Genomic DNA, 23,764 nt, shown 5'->3' with positions numbered 1-23,764 from the left:
TTCTCACGTCCCCGACGCGCTGAAGAGCGCGCAGGCGGGCCGATAGCCCTCATCGTCTAGCGGCCTAGGACGCCGCCCTTTCAAGGCGGTAGCACGGGTTCGAATCCCGTTGGGGGTACGCAACACCGTGTGCGACACTTGCTTCGCTCGTTCGCACACAAAGCTTGGTCCTGTGGAGCAGCTTGGAGTGCTCGCCACCCTGTCAAGGTGGAGGCCGCGGGTTCAAATCCCGTCAGGACCGCTGAGGTTTCCCCGGAAACCTCGTGGCTGGGTAGCTCAGTTGGTACGAGCGATCGCCTGAAAAGCGATAGGTCGCCGGTTCGACCCCGGCCCCAGCCACAGCAGAGGCCCCGATCTTCGGATCGGGGCCTTTTTCGTGCCCCGGCGGAGGACCGGCACGCAAAAGCGTTCGCCAGTCATTTCGCCGAGGTGAGATCCTGGACCGCGTATGTCTACGCACCCTGCCCCCGCCCTCGGCGATCTCGCCCCCCGCCTGGCCGAACTGTCCCTGCGCGACGCGCAGCGGCTCGGCCGCAGGCTCGACGGCGCGCGCAAGATCCGCAAGCCCGAGGCCCGCTCCGCCGTGTTCGCCGAGATCGAGGCGGAGGTCACCCGGGGCGAGGCCCGGATGGCCGAACGCCGCGCCCGCGTACCCGCCATCACCTATCCCGAGCAGCTCCCGGTCAGCCAGAAGAAGGACGTGATCGCGGACGCCATCCGTGACCACCAGGTCGTGATCGTGGCCGGCGAGACCGGATCCGGGAAGACCACGCAGATCCCGAAGATCTGCATGGAGCTGGGCCGGGGCGTGCGCGGCATGATCGGGCACACCCAGCCCCGCCGTATCGCCGCGCGGACGGTGGCCGAGCGCGTCGCCGACGAGCTGGACACACCGCTCGGCGAGGCCGTCGGCTGGAAGGTCCGCTTCACCGACCAGGTGAACCCGGACGCCACCTTCGTCAAGCTGATGACGGACGGCATCCTGCTCGCCGAGATCCAGACGGACCGCGAGCTGCGCGCCTACGACACGATCATCATCGACGAGGCCCATGAGCGGTCCCTCAACATCGACTTCCTGCTCGGCTACCTCGCCCAGCTGCTGCCCAGACGCCCCGACCTCAAGGTCGTCATCACCTCCGCGACCATCGACCCGGAGCGCTTCTCCCGGCACTTCGGTGACGCCCCGATCGTCGAGGTGAGCGGCCGGACCTACCCCGTCGAGGTGCGCTACCGCCCGCTTCTGGAAGAGGACTCCGAGGACACCGACCGCGACCAGATCACCGCGATCTGCGATGCCGTCGAGGAGCTCCAGGCCGAGGGCAAGGGCGACATCCTCGTCTTCCTGTCCGGCGAGCGAGAGATCCGCGACACCGCGGACGCGCTGGACAAGAGGAACTACCGCTTCACCGAGGTGCTCCCCTTGTACGCGCGGCTCTCGCACGCCGAGCAGCACCGCGTCTTCCAGCAGCACACCGGCCGCAGGATCGTTCTGGCGACCAACGTCGCCGAGACCTCGCTCACCGTCCCGGGCATCAAGTACGTCATCGACCCGGGCACCGCGCGCATCTCCCGCTACAGCCACCGCACGAAGGTGCAGCGGCTGCCCATCGAGCCGGTGTCGCAGGCGAGCGCCAACCAGCGCAAGGGCCGCTGCGGCCGTACGTCCGACGGCATCTGCGTCCGGCTGTACTCCGAGGACGACTTCCTGTCCCGGCCCGAGTTCACCGACGCCGAGATCCTCCGCACGAACCTCGCCTCCGTCATCCTCCAGATGACCGCGGCCGGCCTCGGCGACATCGAGAAGTTCCCCTTCCTCGACCCGCCGGACCACCGCAACATCCGCGACGGAGTCCAGCTCCTCCAGGAACTGAACGCGCTGGACCCGGCCGAGAAGGACGCCCGCAAGCGGCTCACCCCGACCGGCCGCAAGCTCGCCCAGCTGCCCGTCGACCCCCGCCTCGCCCGGATGGTCCTGGAGGCCGACAAGAACGGCTGCGCCCGCGAGGTCATGGTGATCGCCGCCGCGCTCTCCATCCAGGACCCGCGCGAGCGGCCCTCGGAGAAGCAGGCCCAGGCCGACCAGCAGCACGCCCGCTTCAAGGACGAGACGTCCGACTTCCTCGCCTTCCTCAACCTGTGGCGCTACCTGCGCGAGCAGCAGAAGGAGCGCGGCTCGTCCGCCTTCCGCCGGATGTGCAAGCAGGAGTACCTGAACTTCCTGCGCATCCGCGAGTGGCAGGACATCTACAGCCAGCTGCGGACCGTCGCCAAGCAGATGGGCATCCACCTGAACGAGGAGGACGCTCCCGAGCAGAGCGTCCACGTGTCGCTGCTCGCCGGTCTGCTCTCGCACGTCGGCATGAAGGACGTGAAGGAGACCGGCGGGGAGAGCGGACGCGGCGCGGGCAAGAACGAGTACCTCGGCGCGCGCAACGCCAAGTTCGCGATCTTCCCGGGCTCGGCGCTCTTCAAGAAGCCCCCGCGCTTCGTGATGTCCGCTGAGCTCGTCGAGACCTCCCGGCTCTGGGCGCGCGTCAACGCCCGCGTCGAGCCGGAGTGGATCGAACCGCTGGCCGGCCATCTCCTCAAGCGGACGTACAGCGAGCCGCACTGGGAGAAGGACCAGGCCGCCGTGATGGCGTACGAGAAGGTCACGCTGTACGGCGTGCCGATCGTCGCGCAGCGGAAGGTGAACTACGGGCGCATCGACCCGGAGGTCAGCCGCGAGCTGTTCATCCGCAACGCGCTGGTCGAGGGCGACTGGCGCACGCACCACAAGTTCTTCGCCGACAACCGCAAGCTCCTCACCGAGGTCGAGGAGCTGGAGCACCGCGCGCGCCGCCGGGACATCCTGGTCGACGACGAGACCCTCTACGACTTCTACGAGCAGCGGGTGCCCGAACACGTGGTGTCGGGGGCGCACTTCGACTCGTGGTGGAAGCACAAGCGCCATGAGGAGCCCGAACTCCTCGACTTCGAGCGCTCGATGCTCATCAACGACCGCGCCGGGCAGGTCACGAAGGACGACTACCCGGACTCCTGGCGGCAGGGGCCGCTGAAGTTCCGCGTGACCTACCAGTTCGAGCCGGGGGCGGACGCGGACGGCGTGACCGTCCACGTGCCGCTCCAGGTCCTCAACCAGGTCACGGACGAGGGCTTCGACTGGCAGATCCCGGGGCTGCGCGAGGAAGTGGTCACGGAGCTGATCCGCTCCCTGCCGAAGCCGATCCGGCGGAACTACGTCCCGGCCCCCAACTTCGCGCAGAAGTTCCTGGAGCGGGCGGTTCCCCTCCAGGAGCCGCTGACGCAGACCATGGCGCGCGAACTCAAGCGGATGGTCGGGGTGCCGCTGACGGCGGACGACTTCGACTGGTCCCGGCTTCCCGACCACCTGCGGATCACCTTCAGGATCGTGGACGAGCGGCGCCGCAAGCTCGCCGAGGACAAGGACCTGGAGGCCCTGAAGGTCCGGCTGAAGCCGAAGGCGCGCAAGGCCATCTCGCAGGCCGCCGCGGCGACCGCCGAGCGCTCGGGCGGCGAGTCCCTGGAGCGGACGGGGCTGACGGACTGGACGATCGGCTCGCTCAGCCGTCTCTTCGAGACGCGCCGGGCGGGCCAGCCGGTGAAGGCGTACCCCGCGCTGGTCGACGACGGCCCCGCGGCGAACACCGTCTCGGTCCGGCTCTTCGACACGGAGGCCGAGCAGGCCGAGGCCATGTGGAAGGGCATCCGCCGGCTGATCCTGCGCAACATCCCGGTGAACCCGGGCAAGTTCGCCTCGGACAAGCTCACCAACGCCCAGAAGCTCGCCCTGTCCGCGAACCCGCACGGCTCGGTCCAGGCGCTCTTCGACGACTGCGCCATGGCCGCGGCGGACAAGCTGATCGGCGACTTCGGCGGCCCGGCGTGGGACGAGGAGTCGTACCGCAAGCTGTACGACAAGGTGCGCGCCGAGATCGTCGACACGACCGTGCGCACCGTCGGGCAGGTGGAGCAGGTACTGGCCGCCTGGCAGGCCTGTGAGCGCCGCCTGAAGGGCGTCAGGAGCCCGACCCTGCTCGCGAACCTCACGGACGTGCGCAAGCAGCTGGACGCCCTCGTGAAGCCCGGCTTCGTCACGGCGACCGGGCTGCGGCGGCTGCCGGACCTGATGCGTTATCTGGTGGCCGCGGACCGCCGGCTTCAGCAGATGCCGACCGGCGTCCAGCGGGACACCTCCCGCATGGAGAAGGTCCATGAGATGCAGGACGAGTACGCCTGGCTCCTGGAGCAGTTGCCGCAGGGCCGGCCGGTGCCCGCGTCGGTCCGGGACATCCGCTGGATGATCGAGGAGCTGCGGGTGAGCTATTTCGCCCACGCGCTCGGCACGGCGTATCCCGTCTCCGACAAGCGGATCGTGAAGGCGATCGACGCGGCGGCACCGTGACGGAGCCTGTACACGCGGTGAGTTCGACCCTGGGCCCACCCTCCTGTACAGTCTCTTTTCGCAGCACAGCGCACGAACAAGTCGCTGCGAATCAAGGTCCTGTGGAGCAGCTTGGAGTGCTCGCCACCCTGTCAAGGTGGAGGCCGCGGGTTCAAATCCCGTCAGGACCGCAGTAGAGAAGGCCCGGAGCTTCGGCTCCGGGCCTTCTGCTTTGCACCGCTTATCGCTTCGCGTGCGCCCGCCGGCGCCCCAACGGCCGCCCCCACGGCGTCTCCCCGCTTCTTGACGGCGTCACATTCCAGCGGGTACCCCGGAAGTCAGGGCTCGCGCCCTGCCGGCCCCCTGGAGGTGCGTATGGCGGTGTCCGCCCGGCACGAGACCCGAGCTCTGCTCCGAGCCCATCTGGCGGCCGCCTCGGGCTATCGCCATCTGACGCGGCACTGCCCGGTCTGCCATCGGCTCCTGCGGCTGGCCATGGAACCCGCTCCGTACGACGAACAGGACCCCGAGAGCGCCCCGGAGGACGAAGGCCCCTCCACCGCGTGACCGAAGACCCCGGCCGGGAGGACCGCGCGGTGCGACCCTTGGGAGGGGAGTGCGTGAGGAGTGCGTGCGTCAGGGCCCAACTCCCCTAGCGCAGAAGGCTCGCATGCGACAAGGACTCTGGCATGTGACGGGAGTCACCGCATAGGTTTTCAGAAGTGCGGAACTTACCCCCCTCCTACAACGAGTCAATTTAATATGTGCAATTGCACTTCACGTCGAGGCTGTTCACAGCCGATCCGACACCTGCCCCCAGACTCCGACAAGGCCGCTCACAGGCCGGTCGCCGAGGCGCGTGGACCGCACAAAAAAGATCGCGCTGGACCCGGCGGAGTCCAACGCGATCTACGACGCACCCTGTTCATATGGCGGAAAAGCTGGGGCGTGGGCTCTGTTGGGGCAGAACCCGCGTCGCTTGGAGCTGTGGTTCGGACGCCTCGACGGATTGGGGGGTCCGTCGACTTGTCCGGTTATGCGGGGTCTCAGGCCTCACTGCGCTGCTGCGGGATACCCGCGAGCAGTGCGCGGACCTCAGCCTCGCGGTAGCGGCGGTGTCCGCCGAGCGTGCGGATGGACGTAAGCTTGCCGGCCTTCGCCCACCGCGTGACCGTCTTGGGGTCGACGCGGAACATCGTGGCGACCTCAGCCGGGGTCAGCAGCGGCTCGGCATCAGGGGTGCGAGCGGTCATGAGCGGCCTCCTCGGGAGAACCGAACCTTCTCGGTTCTTTCCTCTAAATTCTGCACCTTGACCCGCGTTGCCCGAAATGGCGGACGCGAGTCGAGTCGGTTATAGGACGAACGGCTTGTCCTCGGCACTACAACTACACCATCCGTCCAGCCGCGTCGGCCAAACCGATGGAATTGCCCTCCCAGGTGTTCATCAGCGACGGAAGCCGATGGACCATGCCATAGCGGACAGTCACGCCACTGTGACGATCAGTCACAGGACGATCAGGAGTCATCAGACCCCCCATAGCGTGCAATGCTGAGATTCCACCCATACGTGGGCGGAGAGAGCCCTCCCCCGGACTCCTTGTCCTATTTTGGCACGAGGAGGGGCAAGCGATGCAAGAGCCAGGTAAGTGCCATCCATCACGCTTGACACCCGTTGACGCATAAGCCCGGATCGGGACCTACGTCCTGGAGTGAGGGTTCTTCAGCGTGTGAGGACCATACGCGAGTTCGACACCGTTCCTGTGAGAAGCAGATCACATCGATCGGCAGGCCCAGGAACCCCTCCCGTCCCACACGAACCCACCGGAACAGCCCTTTGGGCTGAATCATCCGGAAGTGTCCCGCATGACCCGATCGTGGATGCTCCTGCCGTCAGTTCGCCGAGCGCCGGTCCCTGACCGTCCGCCAGCGCTCCACCAGCCGCCCGTACGCCTCGCCCGCCGTCGCCCCGTCCCCGGTGCGCAGCGCCTCGATGCCCTCCGCGACGTCCGCGGCCGAGTGGTCGTCCTCCAGGTGCCCGGCCGGCAGCGCGTGCACGAGCCCTCCGTAGTCCAGCTCGACCAGGGAGCGCGGATGGAACTCCTCCAGCCAGCGCCCCACGTCCACCAGACCGTCGATCAGCGGTCCCTCGTCCAGGGCGTCCCGGAGCGTGCGCAGGCCCCGCGCCGTGCGCCGCCGGGCCTGCACCATCGGCGTCCGGTAGCGCAGCCTCGGCGCGGCACCTCCCGGGCCCGCCCCCTTGTCGTACTCCCGCTCCTCCTCGGAGACGAGCACGAACCAGTTCAGCGGCACCTGCCAGGTCGAGGTGCGGATCCACGGACGGGCGTCGGGGTTGCGGACCAGCCAGCGCTCGTAGTCGAGGGCGGCCTGACGGCGAACCAACGGCGGCAGCACCGCGTCGAGGACCGGTGCCGGGAGCTCCTCGCCGATCTCGTCCAGGGCCTGCCAGCCACGCAGCCGGGTGCGCCAGGGGCAGACGCAGACCACGCCGTCCACCTCGGCCACGAACGCGTCGGCGCTCTCGTGCACCGGCACGGGGACCGGCGGAGTGGGCAGCAAGTCGGCCAGCGAACGGCGCAGTTCGTCCTGGTACGAGGGGCGCTCGGCGCGCCGGGCGTAGCGCGTCCAGTGATCGCGCTCCGCCTCCGGGAACGCCACGAGTGGCTCGTACACGCGCAGGTACGACGTGTACGGCACGATCACCGCGGACACCTTGGGCACGCCTGCTCCCTCCCCCGACGACCACCGGGAAAACCAGCGAGAACCACTCACAACCTGAAGAGAAATCTATGCAAATCGAACCATGGCCGTACCCCGTCGGTAGGTGATCCTGAACACTGCGCCGAAGGCGGGTCGGCGCAGGCCCTACTCTCATGCCCACGGAGCCCGCCATCCGCACGGGCCCCGCACCCAACCGCCGCTCATTACCTGGGAGTCACCACAGTGACCGACGTAACCGGCGCGCCTGCTGATGTACTGCACACCCTGTTCCACTCGGACCAGGGCGGTCATGAGCAAGTCGTCCTCTGCCAGGACCGCGCCAGCGGCCTGAAGGCCGTCATCGCCCTCCACTCCACCGCTCTGGGCCCGGCCCTCGGCGGCACGCGCTTCTACCCGTACGCGAGCGAGGCGGAGGCCGTCGCCGACGCGCTCAACCTCGCCCGCGGGATGTCGTACAAGAACGCCATGGCCGGTCTCGACCACGGCGGCGGCAAGGCCGTGATCATCGGGGACCCCGAGCTGATCAAGACCGAGGAGCTGCTCCTCGCCTACGGCCGGTTCGTCGCCTCGCTCGGCGGCCGGTACGTCACGGCCTGCGACGTCGGCACCTACGTGGCCGACATGGACGTCGTGGCGCGCGAGTGCCGCTGGACGACCGGCCGCTCCCCGGAGAACGGCGGCGCGGGCGACTCGTCGGTGCTGACCGCCTTCGGTGTCTTCCAGGGCATGCGGGCCTCCGCCCAGCACCTGTGGGGCGACCCGACTCTGCGCGGCCGCAAGGTCGGCGTCGCCGGCGTCGGCAAGGTGGGCCACCACCTGGTCGACCACCTGCGGGCGGACGGCGCCGAGGTCGTGATCACGGACGTGCGCGCGGACTCCGTGCGGCGGATCCTGGACCAGCACCCGACCGGTGTCACGGCCGTCGCCGACACCGAGGCGCTGATCCGTACCGAGGGCCTCGACATCTACGCGCCGTGCGCGCTGGGCGGCGCGCTCGACGACACGACCGTGCCGGCGCTCACCGCGCGCGTGGTGTGCGGGGCGGCCAACAACCAGCTGGCGCACCCGGGCGTGGAGAAGGACCTCGCGGACCGCGGGATCCTGTACGCCCCCGACTACGTGGTGAACGCGGGCGGTGTCATCCAGGTCGCCGACGAACTGCACGGCTTCGACTTCGACCGGTGCAAGGCCAAGGCGGCGAAGATCTTCGACACCACGCTGGCCATATTCGCACGTGCGAAGGAGGACGGGATTCCGCCGGCCGCCGCGGCCGACCGGATCGCCGAACAGCGGATGGCGGAGGCACGCTCTCACTGACCCTTTCCGGGGCCATATGTGCTTGTCAGGGACCCGCCGACGGCTGTCGGGGAGACAACTCTCACGTCTGTCGGCGGGTCGGACGCCAAGAAGAGGTTAAAATCGCGGTTGACCAGCGAGGACAGGGCACCTTGTTGGTTCTGGGCCAGGGCGCGTGCTGCGGGCGACGTACCGTATGGGCGTGGGCTCAGGTACCGTGGAAGCCCTACGGACCGGTCTCTCCATGGAGAGTCCGTTCCCGATCATGAACGCGTGTCAAGACTCTGGGGCCGTCGAGCCTCGTATCCGAGGGGGTCGAGCCATGGGGCGCGGCCGGGCAAAGGCCAAGCAGACGAAGGTCGCCCGCCAGCTGAAGTACAGCAGCGGCGGGACTGACCTCTCGCGTCTGGCCAATGAGCTGGGCGCTTCGACTTCGAGCCAGCCGCCGAATGGCGAGCCGTTCGAGGACGACGACGAGGAAGACGACCCGTACGCACAGTACGCGGATCTCTACAACGACGACGACGAGGACGACGACGACCAGTCCGGTCCTCAGTCGCAACGTCGCGGCGCTTGACGCAACAGCGTCCCTCGCAGTTTCCGCGATCTTCTCAGCGGGTCTCCCTGAAGTGGTTTTCCGGAAGATCCCGCCTGGCGGATTTCTCGTAGTGACTGCACTTCACCCGGTCCGGGGCCTCAGCGCCGGACCGGGTTTCGTGCTGCCCAGGGGGCTCAGTTCGCGTAGTCGCCGATCAGCTCCGCGCCCGTCGCGTGGTCGCCGCGCTCGGTGATCTCACCGGCGATCCAGGCGTCCACTCCGCGGTCCGCGAGGGTGGCCAGGGCCACCTCGGCCGACTCCTCGGGGACGATCGCCATCATGCCGACGCCCATGTTCAGCGTCTTCTCCAGCTCCAGGCGCTCGACGTCGCCCGTCCGGCCGACCAGGTCGAAGACGGGGGCCGGGGTCCAGGTCTCGCGGTCGACGACGGCGTGCAGGCCGTCCGGGATCACCCGGGCCAGGTTGGCCGCGAGGCCGCCGCCCGTGATGTGGCTGAACGCGTGCACCTCGGTGGTCCGCGTCAGGGCCAGGCAGTCCAGCGAGTAGATCTTGGTGGGCTCCAGGAGCTCCTCGCCGAGCGTGCGGCCGAACTCCTCGATGTGCTGCTCCAGGCCGAGCTTCGCCCGGTCGAGGAGGACGTGCCGGACGAGCGAGTACCCGTTCGAGTGAAGACCGGAGGCCGCCATGGCGATCACCGCGTCACCCGTTCGGATGCGGTCGGGGCCGAGCAGCTGGTCGGCCTCCACCACGCCCGTACCGGCGCCGGCGACGTCGAAGTCGTCCGGACCCAGCAGGCCGGGGTGCTCGGCCGTCTCGCCGCCCACCAGGGCGCAGCCCGCGAGGACACAGCCCTCGGCGATGCCCTTCACGATGGCCGCCACCCGCTCGGGGTGGACCTTGCCGACGCAGATGTAGTCGGTCATGAAGAGCGGCTCGGCTCCGCACACGACGATGTCGTCCATGACCATGGCGACCAGGTCGCGGCCGATGGTGTCGTACACGCCGAGCCGACGGGCCACGTCGACCTTGGTGCCCACGCCGTCGGTGGCCGAGGCGAGCAGCGGGCGCTCGAACCGCTTGAGGGCGGAGGCGTCGAAGAGGCCGGCGAATCCGCCGAGGCCGCCGAGAACCTCGGGGCGCTGCGTCTTCTTCACCCACTCCTTCATGAGCTCCACGGCGCGGTCGCCGGCCTCGATGTCGACGCCGGCAGCCGCGTAGGAAGCACCGGAGGCACTGCCCGTCGCCGTAGGTGACTGATCAGACACAGAAGACATTGCCTGGGATCTTTCGGGTTGGTGAAACGGGGCTCTGCGGCACTTACGGGCGACGGATGGCGTCAGCCGCGGCCGTGGCTGCGGGACCCGCGGCCAGCTCGGTCTCCAGGAGCTGCTTACCGAGCAGCTCGGGGTCGGGAAGGTCCATCGGGTACTCGCCGTCGAAGCACGCGCGGCAGAGGTTCGGCTTGTCGATGGTCGTGGCCTCGATCATGCCGTCGATGGAGATGTACGACAGGGAGTCGGCGCCCAGCGAGGTGCCGATCTCCTCGATGGTCATGCCGTTCGCGATCAGCTCGGCGCGGGTCGCGAAGTCGATGCCGAAGAAGCAGGGCCACTTCACGGGCGGCGAGGAGATCCGGATGTGGATCTCGGCGGCACCCGCCTCGCGGAGCATCCGGACGAGGGCGCGCTGGGTGTTGCCGCGCACGATCGAGTCGTCGACGACGACCAGACGCTTGCCCTTGATGACTTCCTTGAGCGGGTTCAGCTTCAGCCGGATGCCCAGCTGGCGGATGGTCTGCGAGGGCTGGATGAAGGTCCGGCCGACGTACGCGTTCTTCACCAGGCCGGCGCCGAACGGAATGCCGGAGGCCTCCGCGTAACCGATCGCGGCGGGCGTCCCGGACTCCGGGGTCGCTATCACCAGGTCGGCTTCGACCGGCGCTTCCTTGGCGAGTTTGCGGCCCATCTCGACACGCGAGAGGTACACGTTCCGACCGGCGATGTCCGTGTCGGGGCGCGCCAGGTAGACGTACTCGAAGACGCAGCCCTTGGGCTTCGCTTCCGCGAATCGGGAGGTCCGCAGGCCGTTCTCGTCGATGGCGACGAACTCGCCCGGCTCGATCTCGCGCACATAGCTGGCGCCGCAGATGTCCAGGGCGGCGGACTCGGAGGCCACCACCCAGCCGCGCTCCAGGCGGCCGAGGACCAGCGGGCGGATGCCCTGCGGGTCACGGGCGGCGTAGAGCGTGTGCTCGTTCATGAAGACGAGGCTGAAGGCTCCCTTGACCTGCGGGAGGACCTTCACGGAGGCCTCCTCGACGGTCAGCGGCTTGCCGTCGTCGTCGACCTGGGCCGCGAGGAGCGCGGTGAGCAGGTCGGTGTCGTTGGTGGCCGCCACACGGGTGGTGCGGCCTTCCTGCTTGGGCAGGTCGGCGACCATCTCGGCGAGCTGCGCCGTGTTGACCAGGTTGCCGTTGTGGCCGAGCGCGATGGAACCGTGCGCGGTGGCACGGAACGTCGGCTGGGCGTTCTCCCACACAGAGGCACCGGTGGTCGAGTAGCGGGCGTGACCGACCGCGATGTGACCCTGGAGCGAACCGAGCGAGGTCTCGTCGAAGACCTGGGACACGAGGCCCATGTCCTTGAAGACGAGAATCTGGGAGCCGTTGCTGACCGCGATTCCCGCGGATTCCTGACCCCGATGCTGGAGGGCGTAGAGCCCGAAGTAAGTGAGCTTGGCGACCTCTTCGCCCGGAGCCCAGACACCGAAGACGCCGCAAGCGTCCTGGGGGCCTTTCTCACCGGGGAGCAGATCATGATTGAGTCGACCGTCACCACGTGGCACGGCACCGAGTGTAGGCGAGATCGACCACTGGTCCGAATTGGGGATTCGGGTCCCCGAGCGGTCACTCAGCGGCAGCTGCTTGGACGATTGTGCCGTTCTCGCTGGTCAGCGTGATGCCACGATGATCCACCACGTACGAGGTGCGGCCGTCGAAGAGCTCCAGCAGGGCCTTCTCCGTCCTCATGAGTGAGCGGTCGCACATCATGCGGGTGGTCCTGGCCGGCCCGAGGGTGATATGTCCGTCGCTCACGGTGGCCCGGGCGGACGCGTGGTTGCAGCCGAGACGGCCGTCGAGGGTGCCGTCCTCGCCGAGCACGAAGTACGCGTCGGTCCCCTTCGGGAGCGACCGCGAGGTGTTCCTGTCACCGAGTGCCGTGACCGTCCACTTCGTCCCGCGCAGGGGTGCGTCCTTCTCCTTGGTGAGGCTGATCCGGTCGCCGCCGCCGGCGGTGAGGGTCAGCCGGTCGCCGGCGGTCTTCGCGGTGAACGCGTCCTGGCCGGCGATCGAGCGGCTCAGGTTCCGCTCGAAGTTCGCCGGGCCCTTCGCGCAGCCCATCTCGGTCGTCCGGAGCGCGCCGAACGCGACCCGGTCGCCCTTGACGGTGGCCTGCGAACCGAATCCGTTGCAGCCGAGGTTGCCGCTGACGCGGCCGTCCTCGCCGATCTTCAGATACGCGCCGGCTGGTGCCTTCGCGGTCCTTCCGTCCACGGTGAGGCTGTCGACCGTCCAGTGGACTCCGGTCACCGGCGATCCCGTCCCGACGGAACCGCTTCCCGCCGTATGGGTACCGCACGCCACGGCGAGGGGAAGCAGGGTCAGGACACTGAGGGTCATTCGCTGCTTGTCCATGCCGATGGGACGGGAGGGGTGGGGGATTCGGTTCCCCTCCCGGGGCGAGGGCGCCCGATCGGGGGACGGGCGCGGGCGGGGGCGAGGACCGGGCTGCGGACGGTTCGGCACGTCAAGGGACGGTGGATGTCGGGTGGTTCGGGCCGTGCGGAGACGGCGGCCCGCGCACGTGGGCCGGTTCGGGACGCGCGGGAACAAGTGGCCCGCAGGCGTCGGGCGGTTCGGCCGTCGTCGCGGGAGCAGCGGTCGGCGGAGACCTGCCGGGAGGCTCAGCCCATGAGGGGCAGCAGACCGGCGAGGTCGGCGCGTTCACCGCTGGCGCTGACCTTCGCCTCGTCGAGCGCCGCCTTCCACTCCGTACGTCCCGTCGCGAGCCGGATCCAGGTCAGCGGGTCCGTCTCCACGACGTTCGGCGGGGTGCCGCGGGTGTGCCGGGGGCCCTCGACGCACTGCACGACGGCGTACGGCGGGACCCGCACCTCCGTCGACGCGCCGGGCGCCTTCACAGCGAGCGCGTCGGCGAGCAGCCGGGTGCAGGCGGCGAGGGCCTGGCGGTCGTACGGGATGTCGAGGCCGGGGACCCCGCGGTTCAGGTCGTCGGTGTGGACGACGAGTTCGACGGTCCGGGTGACGAGGTAGTCGGCGAGGGTCATCGCGCCGGTCCGCGCGGCGAGCAGCCGGCCGTCCGTCGCCGTGGCCAGGCGCTCGGTGATCCGCTGCTCGGTGCGGGCGAACAGCGCGTCGAGGTCCGCGTTCCGCCCGGCGAGTTCACGGGTGTCCTCGGCGATGTCGGCGGCCCGGGCGGCGGTGGCGAACGGCCAGTCGAGCAGGGACAGTTCCCGGGCGGTGGGCTCGGGCCGGTCGAGATTGCGGCTCACGCTCTCCAGGGCCGTCGTGACGTGCGCGGCGAGGTCCCGTACGGTCCAGCCGCCGAGGTGCGTGGACCGCGCCGACTGCTCTTCGCTCAGGGTGCGCACGCCGTCGCGTACGTTCCCGAACTGGGCGAGGACCGCCGCGCGGATCTTGGCGGAGTCGTAGGCACGGGCGCGCTTCTTGGCGGGGGGCATGATCCTCACCCTAGGACCGGGGGACGCCCGGACGGAGGACGGCGGCGGTTTTTTCCGGGGGAGGAACGGCACGTCCCGGCCCGGGTCCGGGCGAAGACCAGGACGCGCGCAGGCCCCGACCGGAGACCGGACGGGGCCTACGCGCAGGTCACCGGGTCACGCCAGCAGCGCCGGGATCGTCTCCTCGTGAGCGGTGCGCAGCTCGGCCAGGGAGAGCGCGAACTCGCCCTGGACGTCGACCGCGTCACCGTCGACGACACCGATGCGGGCGACGGGCAGACCCCGGGCACCGCACATGTCGTTGAAGCGCAGCTCCTCCGAGCGCGGGACGGCGACGACCGCGCGGCCCGCCGACTCGGAGAACAGGAACGTGAACGCGTCGAGGCCGTCGGGGACGATCAGCCGCGCGCCCTTGCCGCCCTGCAGCGCCGACTCGACCACGGCCTGGATGAGGCCGCCGTCGGACAGGTCGTGCGCGGAGTCGATCATTCCGTCGCGCGAGGCCGAGATGAGGATCTCGGCGAGCAGCCGCTCGCGCTCCAGGTCGACCTGCGGGGGCAGACCGCCCAGGTGGTCGTGGACGACCTGCGACCAGGCCGAACCGCCGAACTCCTCCCGAGTGTCACCGAGCAGGTAGAGGAGCTGGCCCTCTTCCTGGAAGGCGACCGGCGTGCGACGGGCGACGTCGTCGATGACGCCCAGCACGGCCACGACGGGGGTCGGGTGGATGGCCACCTCGCCGGTCTGGTTGTACAGCGAGACGTTGCCGCCGGTCACCGGGGTGCCCAACTGCAGGCAGCCGTCCGCCAGTCCGCGGATCGCCTCGGCGAACTGCCACATGACCGCCGGGTCCTCGGGCGAGCCGAAGTTCAGGCAGTCGGAGACGGCGAGCGGCTTGGCGCCGGTGGTCGCGACGTTCCGGTACGCCTCGGCGAGGGCCAACTGCGCGCCGGTGTACGGGTCGAGCTTGGCGTAGCGGCCGTTGCCGTCGGTCGCGATGGCGACACCGAGCCCGGTCTCCTCGTCGATGCGGATCATGCCCGAGTCCTCGGGCTGGGCCAGCACCGTGTTGCCCTGCACGAAGTGGTCGTACTGGGAGGTGATCCATGACTTGGAGGCCTGGTTCGGGGAGGAGACGAGCCGCAGGACCTGGTCCTTCAGCTCGGCGCTCGTCGCCGGGCGGGGCAGCTTGCCCGCGTCGTCGGCCTGGAGCGCGTCCTGCCAGGAGGGGCGGGCGTAGGGGCGCTCGTAGACCGGGCCGTCGTGCGCGACCGTGCGCGGGTCGACGTCGACGATCTTGCCGCCGTGCCAGTAGATCTCCAGCCGGTCGCCGTCGGTGACCTCACCGATGACGGTGGCGATGACGTCCCACTTGTCGCAGATCTCCAGGAAGCGGTCGACCTTCTCCGGCTCGACGACCGCGCACATGCGTTCCTGCGACTCGCTCATGAGGATCTCCTCGGGCGAGAGCGTGGAGTCGCGCAGCGGTACGTCGTCCAGGGTGACGCGCATGCCGCCGGAGCCGTTGGACGCCAACTCGCTGGTGGCGCAGGACAGTCCGGCCGCGCCGAGGTCCTGGATGCCGACGACCAGCTTCTCGGCGAAGGCCTCCAGGGTGCACTCGATGAGGAGCTTCTCCTGGAAGGGGTCGCCGACCTGGACGGCGGGACGCTTCGACGGCTTGGCGTCGTCGAAGGTCTCCGAGGCGAGGATCGACGCGCCGCCGATGCCGTCACCGCCGGTGCGGGCCCCGTACAGGATGACCTTGTTGCCCGTGCCGGACGCCTTCGCGAGGTGGATGTCCTCGTGCCGCATGACGCCGATGGCACCGGCGTTGACCAGCGGGTTGCCCTGGTAGCAGGCGTCGAAGACGACCTCGCCGCCGATGTTGGGCAGGCCCAGGCAGTTGCCGTAGCCGCCGATGCCCGCGACGACGCCCGGCAGGACGCGCTTGGTGTCGGGGTGGTCGGCCGCGCCGAAACGCAGCGGGTCGACGACGGCGACCGGGCGGGCGCCCATCGCGATGATGTCGCGCACGATGCCGCCGACGCCGGTGGCCGCGCCCTGGTAGGGCTCGACGTACGACGGGTGGTTGTGCGACTCGACCTTGAAGGTGACCGCGTAGCCCTGGCCGACGTCGACGACGCCGGCGTTCTCGCCGATGCCGACGAGCAGGGCGTCGGACTGCGGGGCCTTCTCGCCGAACTGGCGGAGGTGGACCTTCGAGGACTTGTAGGAGCAGTGCTCGGACCACATGACGGAGTACATGGCGAGCTCGGCACCGGTGGGCCGGCGTCCGAGGATCTCGACGACGCGCTCGTACTCGTCCTTCTTCAGGCCCAGTTCGGCCCAGGGCAGCTCGACGTCGGGGGTCGCGGCCGCGTTCTCGACCGTGTCCAGAGGCGTGCGGCTCATGCGTTGACCAGCTTCTTGAGGATCGAGGTGAAGAAGGGGAGGCCGTCGGTGCGGCCGGAGCCGACGAGGGGCTCGACGGCGTGCTCCGGGTGCGGCATCAGACCGACGACGTTGCCCGCCTCGTTCGTGATGCCGGCGATGTCGCGCAGCGAGCCGTTCGGGTTGACGTCCACGTAGCGGAACACGACCCGGCCCTCGGCCTCCAGCATGTCGAGCGTGCGCCCGTCGGCGACGTACCGCCCGTCCATGTTCTTCAGCGGGATGTGGATCTCCTGGCCGGACACGTAGTCGGCGGTCCAGGCGGTCTCCGCGTTCTCCACCCGCAGCTTCTGGTCACGGCAGATGAAGTGGAGGTGGTTGTTGCCGAGCATCGCGCCGGGAAGAAGGTGCGCCTCGGTGAGGACCTGGAAGCCGTTGCAGATGCCGAGAACCGGCATTCCGGACTTCGCCTGCTCGATGACGGTCTCCATCACCGGCGAGAAGCGCGAGATGGCGCCGGCCCGCAGATAGTCGCCGTACGAGAAACCGCCGGGCAGCACCACGGCGTCGACCTGCTTGAGGTCCTTGTCCTTGTGCCAGAGAGCGACGGGTTCGGCACCCGCGAGCCGGATCGCGCGCTGCGTGTCACGGTCGTCGAGGCTGCCCGGAAAGGTGACGACTCCAATACGAGCGGTCACTTTCCGGCCTCCGCGACTTCCTCGACCTTGACGGTGAAGTCCTCGATCACGGTGTTGGCGAGGAAGGATTCCGCAAGTTCGTGGATGCGGGCGAGGGCGGCGTCGTCCACCGGTCCGTCCACTTCCAGTTCGAATCGCTTTCCCTGACGTACGTCGGAGACACCGTCGAAACCGAGGCGCGGCAGTGCACGCTGCACCGCCTGGCCCTGGGGGTCGAGGATCTCCGGCTTGAGCATGACGTCGACTACGACGCGTGCCACTGGCACTCCCGGTGTGTGGTGCTGAGCAGGTCCCTTCAGACTACCCGTACAAAATTTCTACTCGCGTAGATTCGTAGAATCCTACGTGACCCCGATCACGATCCCGCATCGACAAGGGGTCTCCCGCGGAAAATCCTGGGAAAAACAGCAGAAGAGCGACGGGGGCCCATTGCCTCCGGACACGCTGAAGGATTTAGTCGGGCTTCACAATGCAATGCCGGGCACTGTACAAAGGAATTGGCATTAGCCGATACTTTGCCCAATAACAGCCGGACAGTCGACATCTCTCCGACAACTCCGTGACGTCCGCGCACGTCATGACCGTTGATCGCGGAGCTGTCGCGCGAAGGGACCGATATTCGTGGCGCAGCGTGTCGTGGTCACTCTCTTTGACGACATCGACGGCTCGGAAGCGGCGGAGACGATCGCCTTCGGACTGGACGGCAAGTCGTACGAGATCGACCTCAATCCAGCCAATGCCAAGAAACTGCGCAAGGTACTCGCGCCCTACCTCGAGGCCGGCCGCAAGCAGTCGAAGTCCGGGAAGGCGTACACGCACACCGCGCTGACGCCCGACCCCGCCGCCGTCCGCGCCTGGGCCCGCTCCAACAAGATGGACGTCCCGCCGCGCGGCCGGATCCCCAAGAAGGTCTACGAGGCGTTCGCCGAGTCCCACTGAGCCGCCGCGTCCGCACCGGGAGCACCCGCGAGGGACCGCCACCGGACCCCGGAGACAGCCGACTTGCGCTGACCCCCCGCTGATCAGCTAGAGTCTGGAACACGCCGAGGGGCAAGGCCGAAAGCCGAAACCCACGGAGTCGCGCGGGTGTAGTTCAGTAGTAGAACATCCCCCTTCCAGGGGGAAGGCGCAGTGTGCAATTCCTGTCACCCGCTCTGCATCTCTTACCGACCCACTCATGGGGGTCTCCTTCCTGGCTCGAGCTTGTCGAGAGCTTGGGAAGGATCAGGTAGGGTGGTGCTCGCGCCGATCGGTGGAAGCCGGTCGGAGGCAATGCGGACGTAGCTCAGTTGGTAGAGCGCAACCTTGCCAAGGTTGAGGTCGCCAGTTCGAACCTGGTCGTCCGCTCCACAAAGCAAAGGCCCCGGTCAATCGACCGGGGCCTTTGTCGTGCGCCGTCCGCGGGCGCGTGTGTTCCCGTGTCCGCGACCACGGTGCGGGCCGCGCCGGCACCAGGACATCGACGGGCGGGCCGTCTGCACTCTCGCCCGCGTCGTCGCCGCCCTCGCCGCTCTCACCGAAGCGCCCTCCCCACCAAAGCTCTCTTCCCACCGGATCCCCCTCCGCCTTCTGACATTTGTCATGGGGAGTGATGACACCGCGCACTGCTGCCGGGCTCTTTCCGGGGCGAGGCTGAACGCATGAACACGAACGGGCACGATCACGTGATCGAGGTCACTGACCTGCGGCGGGTGTACGGGGGTGCGGGCGGAGACTTCGAGGCGGTGCGCGGCGTCACGTTCTCGGTGGGCCGCGGCGAGCTGTTCGCCCTGCTCGGGACGAACGGCGCGGGCAAGACGTCCACCGTCGAGCTGATCGAGGGCCTCGCGCCTCCGGCCGCCGGCCACGTCCGGGTCCTCGGGCACGATCCGTACAGGGAACGGAGCGCCGTGCGGCCCCGGATCGGCGTGATGCTCCAGGAGGGCGGCTTCCCCTCCGAACTGACGGTCGCGGAGACCCTTCGCATGTGGGCGGGGTGCACCAGCGGGGCACGGCCCATCGGGGAGGCGCTGGAGCTGGTCGGCCTCACCCGCCGGAGCGCGGTGCGGGTCAAGCAGCTGTCCGGGGGCGAGAAGCGGCGCCTGGACCTCGCGCTCGCGCTCCTCGGCCGCCCCGATGTCCTCTTCCTCGACGAACCGACGACCGGACTCGATGTGGAAGGCCGCCGGGGCACCTGGGAGTTGGTGCGTGAGCTGCGTGACGGCGGGACCACGGTCCTGCTGACGACCCACTATCTGGAGGAGGCGGAGGGTCTCGCCGACCGGCTGGCGATCCTCCACGAAGGACGGATCGCGGCCCTCGGCACTCCGGCCGAGGTCACGGCGGCCCAGCCGTCGCGCGTCTCCTTCGAGCTGCCCGAGGGGTACTTCCCGGGCGACCTGCCCCCGCTGGCCGAGCTCGGGGTGAGCAGCCACGAGACCGCGGGCCGGGTGATCAGACTCCGCACGAACGAGCTGCAGCGGACCGCGACGGCCCTGCTGGTGTGGGCGGAGCGGGCGCGGGTCGAGCTGCGGGGGCTCGATGTGCGCTCGGGCTCCCTGGAGGAGGCGTTCCTGCGCATAGCGCGGGACGCGGCGGTACACGACGGGCACCGGCCCGAGCCGGCGGCGGGCACCGGCGCGCGGACGAGGCAGCCGAGGCGGACGAAGGGGAGGACGGCGGCATGAGCGGAACGGCAGTCACGACGGGGGCGGGCCCGGCCCGGACCACGGCGGCAGGACGGATGGGAGCGCTGGCCCGCGCCGAGCTGACCCTGCTCGGCCGTACGAAGGCGACACTCGCGGCGGCACTGTTCGTGCCGCTGACCATGCCCTTCATGCTCCGCTCGACCGTCGACCAGATGGACCTGAAGGGCACCGGGCTCACCGTCGGGTCGATCCTGCTCCCTTCCTCGATCGGGTTCTCCCTGCTCTTCGCGGTCTACAGCTCGCTGGTGAGTGTGTACGCGGCCCGCCGGGAGGAGCTCGTCCTGAAGCGGCTGCGCACCGGGGAGCCGCGCGACGTGGAGATCCTCCTGGGCGCCGCCCTGCCCTCGGTGACCATCGGCCTCGCCCAGTGCCTGATCCTGACCGCCGCCTACGCCGTGACACTCGACATCGGGGCGCCCCGGGCACCCCATCTCGTCCTGCTGGGGATCCTGTTGGGCTTCGTCACCTGGCCCGCGCTGGCAGCCGTCACCGCCGCCTTCAGCAGGAGCATCGAGGGAGCCCAGGTCGCGGCGATGCCGCTGACCCTGGTGTCCCTGGTCGGTTCCGGGACCTTCATCCCGCTGGAGATGCTGCCCGACCGCGTCGCCTCGTTCTGCGAACTGCTGCCCCTCACCCCGGTGATCACCCTGATACGCGGCGGCTGGAGCGGGCACCTCTCCGCCCACGACACCCTGGGCGCTCTCGGTACGGCGGTGGTCTGGGCCGCGATCGCGGTGTTTGCTGTACAGCGGTGGTTCCGCTGGGAGCCGCGACGATGACCACGGACGCGGGGGCGGGCATGGACGAGCCGAACGGCTGGTGGGACGGCAAGAGCACGCCGGCCAAGGTCGAGGCGTACACGCGGTGGTCGTTCCACTTCTTCGCCGTGATCGAGGTCGTCACGTTCGGCCTGCCGATCTTCGGCAACGTCTCGTCCGCCCTGGCCTGGCCGCTGTTCCTGCTGGTGTCCGCGCACGCCGTGCTCTGCGGGGTGACGGCGTCGCGGTCGCTGGACTGGACGCGCGGTACCCGGCGGCAGCCCGGGCGGATGATGCTCGCGCTGGCCGTGGGCACCGCCGTGGTGGCCCTCGTGGCGCTCGCCCTGTCGGGCACCGACTGGCGTCCGGCCACCGAGGACGAGCTTCGGGTGGCGTCCTCGCTCTTCGTGGGCGTCATAGCGTTCGGCACCGGCACGATCGCCCTCGGGATCCGCGACCGACGGCGGATGACCTCCGCCGTGGTCGGCGCGGCGGCGGGGGCCGGGGCGGTCTCCTTCCCGCTCGGTTTCCCTGGTCCCGCCGCGCTGATCACCGCCGTCGCGGTCCTGCTGACCGCCGGGTTCCTGACCTTCACCGCGGCCTTCTCGGTCTGGCTGCTGAACGCCGTCTACGAACTCGACGCGGCCCGCGAGACCCGGGCCCGGCTCGCCGTCGCCGAGGAGCGGCTGCGTTTCGGCCGCGACCTGCACGACGTGATGGGCCGCAACCTCGCGGTGATAGCCCTCAAGAGCGAGCTGGCCGTCCAGCTGGCCCGGCGCGGGAGGCCCGAGGCCGTGGACCAGATGACCGAGGTGCAGCGGATAGCCCGGGAGTCCCAGCGGGAGGTGCGGGCCGTGGTGCGGGGGTACCGCGAAGCCGATCTGAGGGTCGAACTGGCGGGTGCGCAGGGGGTTTTGACGGCCGCCGGCATCGGCTGCTCCGTCACCGGCGCGGGCACGGAGCTGCCCGTGGCGGTCCAGTCGGCGCTCGGCTGGGTCGTCCGGGAGGCGACGACGAACGTGCTGCGGCACGGGGACGCCAAGAACTGCGCCGTGTCGCTGCGGGTGGCCGCGGGCCTGGTGACGCTGACGGTCGAGAACGACGGGGCTCCGGACACGGAGGGCTCGTGTCCCCGGCCGGAGGGGGACTCCGAACGGATCGGGGGGTCCGGGCTCGTGGGGCTGCGGGAGCGGCTGGGGGAGGTGGACGGGGTGCTGCGGGCCGGCGCGAGCGGAGGGCTCTTCCGGCTGACCGCGGAGGTTCCCCTGCCCCTGCCGCATGCCCCGGAGCCGTCCCCGGATCGCGGGAGGGCCTCGGAGCCAGGACACGGGGCGGGCCGACCGTCGACTGACGCCCGCGTGGGCCTGGATACGGACGCGGACAGAGAGACAGACAGAGACACGGGCTGGGACCAGGGCAGGAGCGCGGGCAGGAGCGTGAGAACGGGCATGGGCCGGGACGATCACGGTGGTCCGGACGATCAGGGCGGCCCGGACGATCGGCGAGAGGTCGGAGGCGTGGAGGTCGGGGTCCCCGGGAGTGGAGGACGGTCGGACTCGTCCGTGCCGCGCCGGGCCGGGGAGGTCACGCGATGACGTCCATGCCGGAGGACACGTCTGCGGCGGCCTCTCCCGTGCGGCTGCTACTCGCCGACGACGAACACCTGATCCGGGGTGCGCTGGCCGCGCTGCTCGGACTGGAGGACGACCTGGTCGTGGTGGCCGAGGCGGCGACCGGACCCGAGGCGCTGGCGATGGCGCGGGCCCATGAACCCGACGTCGCCGTCCTGGATCTTCAGATGCCGGGAGCGGACGGTGTGAGGGTGGCCACATCCCTGCGGGCCGAACTGCCGGGCTGTCAGGTGCTGATCGTGACGAGCCACGGGAGGCCGGGACATCTGAAGCGGGCGCTTGCGGCGGGTGTGCGGGGGTTCGTGCCGAAGACGGTCAGTGCGCAGCGGCTCGCGGAGATCATTCGCACGGTGCACGCGGGAAACCGTTATGTGGATCCCGAGTTGGCCGCCGACGCGATCTCCGCCGGGGACTCGCCGCTGACCGTCCGGGAGGCCGAGGTGCTCGAATTCGCCGCCGACGGTGCGCCCGTGGCGGAGATCGCGGAGCGGGCCGCGCTCTCCCAGGGGACCGTACGGAACTACCTGTCGTCCGCCGCGTCCAAGCTGGGTGCGGAGAACCGTCACTCGGCAGTGCGTCTCGCGCGTCTTCGAGGTTGGGTATAGTGGCTGTCGCGCCACGGCGCATGCGGACGTAGCTCAGTTGGTAGAGCGCAACCTTGCCAAGGTTGAGGTCGCCAGTTCGAACCTGGTCGTCCGCTCCGGAAAAGAAGCCCCCGACCTCAGGTCGGGGGCTTCTTCGTGTACGGGTACGGACCCCGGTGTCCGGGCCCGGCTCGGAGCCGGGCCCGGGGCGGGATCAGGTCCAGCTCATGCCCGTGAGGCGCTCGTAGGCCTCGATGTACTTGGCGCGGGTGGCTTCCACGACGTGGTCGGGGAGAGCCGGCGGCGGCTGCTCGCTCTTGCGGTCCCAGCCTGACTCGGCGGACGTCAGCCAGTCGCGGACGTACTGCTTGTCGAAGGACGGCTGCGCGTGGCCCGGCTCCCACGAGTCGGCGGGCCAGAAGCGCGAGGAGTCCGGGGTCAGCACCTCGTCGGCAAGGACGAGCGTCTCGCCCTCGTAGCCGAACTCGAACTTCGTGTCCGCGAGGATGATGCCCCGCTCACGGGCGATGTCCCGGGCCCGGCTGTAGACGGCGAGGGTCGCCTGGCGCAGTTCGGCGGCGGTGTCGGCGCCGACCTGGCGGGCGACCTCCTCGTACGAGACGTTCTCGTCGTGCTCGCCGACGGCGGCCTTGGTGGCCGGGGTGAAGATCGGCGAGGGGAGTTCCGAGCCGTCGACGAGACCCTCGGGGAGGGCGAGACCGCAGACGGTGCGGGACTCGTTGTACTCGACGAGACCCGAACCGGTCAGATAGCCGCGGGCGACGCATTCGACCGGAGCCATCCGAAGGGATTTGCAGATCAGGGTGCGGCCGGCCCAGTCGGCGGGGGCGCCCGGCGGGAGTTCGGTGCTCAGCACGTGGTTGGGCGCCAGCTCGGCGAGCTGGTCGAACCACCACAGCGAGAGCTGGGTGAGCGTACGGCCCTTGTCGGGGATCTCGGTGGGGAGAACCCAGTCGTACGCGGAGATGCGGTCGCTGGCGACCATCACGAGGTCGCCCGCCTCGTTCTGGTACAGATCGCGCACCTTGCCGGTGTGCAGATGTACCAGACCCGGCACCTGAAGGGGCTCGGGCTTTTCGACGAATCCGGACACGGTGCCTCCCCGTGGTTCTGTCCAAGTGGCTCGATTCTCCCGTATGGGGCGAGCGGCCGCGGACAGGGGGCGCGCGGTGGCGGCGGAAACGGGGCGGTTCCGCCGCCGGAACGCGGGCGCGTGCGGGGTGCCCGGCC

At 69.6% G+C, this 23,764-nt stretch carries 18 protein-coding genes, 7 tRNA genes and 1 pseudogene; 16 read left to right on the top strand and 10 right to left on the bottom strand.

The window, feature by feature from the left end:
• Window positions 1–45: 45 nt before the first annotated feature.
• The 6 genes from ABZT74_RS02260 to ABZT74_RS02235 all read left to right on the top strand — a co-directional run bounded on the left by ABZT74_RS02260 (window position 46) and on the right by ABZT74_RS02235 (window position 4,972).
• A tRNA-Glu gene (locus tag ABZT74_RS02260) sits at window positions 46–118 on the top strand.
• Between the two features lie 48 nt (window positions 119–166).
• Window positions 167–241 (top strand) — tRNA-Asp (locus ABZT74_RS02255).
• Window positions 242–265: 24 nt separating this feature from the next.
• Window positions 266–339 (top strand) — tRNA-Phe (locus ABZT74_RS02250).
• A gap of 109 nt (window positions 340–448) precedes the next feature.
• A complete protein-coding gene (hrpA, locus tag ABZT74_RS02245; protein ID WP_356432993.1) occupies window positions 449–4,426 on the top strand; it encodes an ATP-dependent RNA helicase HrpA in 3,978 nt (1,325 codons plus the stop codon).
• A 95-nt stretch (window positions 4,427–4,521) separates the two neighbouring features.
• A tRNA-Asp gene (locus tag ABZT74_RS02240) sits at window positions 4,522–4,596 on the top strand.
• 184 nt (window positions 4,597–4,780) lie between these two features.
• Complete coding sequence (locus tag ABZT74_RS02235; protein ID WP_356169446.1) at window positions 4,781–4,972, top strand: DUF6274 family protein; 192 nt, start codon at window positions 4,781–4,783, stop codon at window positions 4,970–4,972.
• A gap of 479 nt (window positions 4,973–5,451) precedes the next feature.
• Here the strand turns inward: ABZT74_RS02235 and bldC are convergent, their stop codons facing one another.
• Both bldC and ABZT74_RS02225 read right to left on the bottom strand, forming a co-directional pair.
• On the bottom strand, window positions 5,452–5,658 hold the full coding sequence (gene bldC / locus ABZT74_RS02230; protein WP_003949541.1) for a developmental transcriptional regulator BldC: 207 nt from the start codon (window positions 5,656–5,658) through the stop codon (window positions 5,452–5,454).
• Between the two features lie 638 nt (window positions 5,659–6,296).
• On the bottom strand, window positions 6,297–7,145 hold the full coding sequence (locus ABZT74_RS02225; RefSeq protein WP_355871728.1) for a hypothetical protein: 849 nt from the start codon (window positions 7,143–7,145) through the stop codon (window positions 6,297–6,299).
• Between the two features lie 222 nt (window positions 7,146–7,367).
• Between ABZT74_RS02225 and ABZT74_RS02220 the strand changes: the two genes are divergently transcribed.
• Window positions 7,368–8,462, top strand: a complete 1,095-nt coding sequence (locus tag ABZT74_RS02220; RefSeq protein WP_355871731.1) for a Glu/Leu/Phe/Val dehydrogenase dimerization domain-containing protein — start codon at window positions 7,368–7,370, stop codon at window positions 8,460–8,462.
• 301 nt (window positions 8,463–8,763) lie between these two features.
• Entirely contained in the window at window positions 8,764–9,018 is a 255-nt protein-coding gene (locus ABZT74_RS02215) for a DUF3073 domain-containing protein (RefSeq protein WP_164369483.1), read from the top strand.
• Window positions 9,019–9,173: 155 nt separating this feature from the next.
• Here ABZT74_RS02215 and purM read toward each other — a convergent pair whose 3' ends face one another.
• The 7 genes from purM to purS all read right to left on the bottom strand — a co-directional run bounded on the left by purM (window position 9,174) and on the right by purS (window position 17,113).
• The gene (gene purM, locus ABZT74_RS02210) at window positions 9,174–10,274 is read right to left on the bottom strand and encodes a phosphoribosylformylglycinamidine cyclo-ligase (protein WP_356432991.1); all 1,101 of its coding nucleotides are present in this window, start codon (window positions 10,272–10,274) and stop codon (window positions 9,174–9,176) included.
• 43 nt (window positions 10,275–10,317) lie between these two features.
• A complete protein-coding gene (purF, locus tag ABZT74_RS02205) occupies window positions 10,318–11,844 on the bottom strand; it encodes an amidophosphoribosyltransferase (RefSeq protein WP_356169439.1) in 1,527 nt (508 codons plus the stop codon).
• A 61-nt stretch (window positions 11,845–11,905) separates the two neighbouring features.
• A complete protein-coding gene (locus ABZT74_RS02200) occupies window positions 11,906–12,694 on the bottom strand; it encodes an META domain-containing protein (protein WP_355871740.1) in 789 nt (262 codons plus the stop codon).
• Window positions 12,695–12,963: 269 nt separating this feature from the next.
• On the bottom strand, window positions 12,964–13,761 hold the full coding sequence (locus ABZT74_RS02195; RefSeq protein ID WP_356432989.1) for a sterol carrier family protein: 798 nt from the start codon (window positions 13,759–13,761) through the stop codon (window positions 12,964–12,966).
• Between the two features lie 156 nt (window positions 13,762–13,917).
• Window positions 13,918–16,176, bottom strand: coding sequence for a phosphoribosylformylglycinamidine synthase subunit PurL (gene purL, locus ABZT74_RS02190; RefSeq protein ID WP_356432987.1), 2,259 nt, complete (start codon window positions 16,174–16,176; stop codon window positions 13,918–13,920).
• Entirely contained in the window at window positions 16,173–16,853 is a 681-nt protein-coding gene (gene purQ / locus ABZT74_RS02185) for a phosphoribosylformylglycinamidine synthase subunit PurQ (protein ID WP_356169433.1), read from the bottom strand. The genes purL and purQ overlap by 4 nt, the downstream gene beginning before the upstream one ends.
• Window positions 16,850–17,113, bottom strand: coding sequence for a phosphoribosylformylglycinamidine synthase subunit PurS (gene purS, locus ABZT74_RS02180; protein WP_060898438.1), 264 nt, complete (start codon window positions 17,111–17,113; stop codon window positions 16,850–16,852). The genes purQ and purS overlap by 4 nt, the downstream gene beginning before the upstream one ends.
• Before the next feature lie 361 nt (window positions 17,114–17,474).
• On the opposite strand from purS, the gene ABZT74_RS02175 reads away from it, so the two are divergent.
• From ABZT74_RS02175 to ABZT74_RS02140, 8 genes and pseudogenes are all read left to right on the top strand, one after another.
• The gene (locus ABZT74_RS02175) at window positions 17,475–17,792 is read left to right on the top strand and encodes an Lsr2 family protein (protein WP_081218206.1); all 318 of its coding nucleotides are present in this window, start codon (window positions 17,475–17,477) and stop codon (window positions 17,790–17,792) included.
• A 143-nt stretch (window positions 17,793–17,935) separates the two neighbouring features.
• Window positions 17,936–18,007: transfer RNA gene (locus ABZT74_RS02170), tRNA-Gly, on the top strand.
• 120 nt (window positions 18,008–18,127) lie between these two features.
• A tRNA-Gly gene (locus tag ABZT74_RS02165) sits at window positions 18,128–18,203 on the top strand.
• Between the two features lie 290 nt (window positions 18,204–18,493).
• A complete protein-coding gene (locus ABZT74_RS02160; RefSeq protein WP_356432985.1) occupies window positions 18,494–19,519 on the top strand; it encodes an ABC transporter ATP-binding protein in 1,026 nt (341 codons plus the stop codon).
• On the top strand, window positions 19,516–20,319 hold the full coding sequence (locus tag ABZT74_RS02155) for an ABC transporter permease (RefSeq protein WP_356169427.1): 804 nt from the start codon (window positions 19,516–19,518) through the stop codon (window positions 20,317–20,319). The genes ABZT74_RS02160 and ABZT74_RS02155 overlap by 4 nt, the downstream gene beginning before the upstream one ends.
• 20 nt (window positions 20,320–20,339) lie before the next feature.
• Window positions 20,340–21,569: pseudogene (locus tag ABZT74_RS02150) on the top strand (histidine kinase); the annotation flags it as partial.
• Between the two features lie 329 nt (window positions 21,570–21,898).
• Window positions 21,899–22,534, top strand: a complete 636-nt coding sequence (locus tag ABZT74_RS02145; protein ID WP_356169497.1) for a response regulator transcription factor — start codon at window positions 21,899–21,901, stop codon at window positions 22,532–22,534.
• A gap of 22 nt (window positions 22,535–22,556) precedes the next feature.
• A tRNA-Gly gene (locus tag ABZT74_RS02140) sits at window positions 22,557–22,629 on the top strand.
• 98 nt (window positions 22,630–22,727) lie between these two features.
• On the opposite strand, the gene ABZT74_RS02135 is transcribed toward ABZT74_RS02140, so the two are convergent.
• Window positions 22,728–23,627 carry a phosphoribosylaminoimidazolesuccinocarboxamide synthase gene (locus ABZT74_RS02135; protein ID WP_355871762.1) on the bottom strand — a complete coding sequence of 300 codons (900 nt, stop codon included), beginning with the start codon at window positions 23,625–23,627 and terminating at the stop codon, window positions 22,728–22,730.
• Window positions 23,628–23,764: the final 137 nt, after the last annotated feature.

This window comes from Streptomyces sp. NPDC005302 (assembly GCF_040607345.1).
GTDB lineage: Bacteria > Actinomycetota > Actinomycetes > Streptomycetales > Streptomycetaceae > Streptomyces.
The sequence above is the reverse complement of the archived record's forward strand: the minus strand, read 5'-3'. Positions and strand labels throughout refer to the sequence as shown.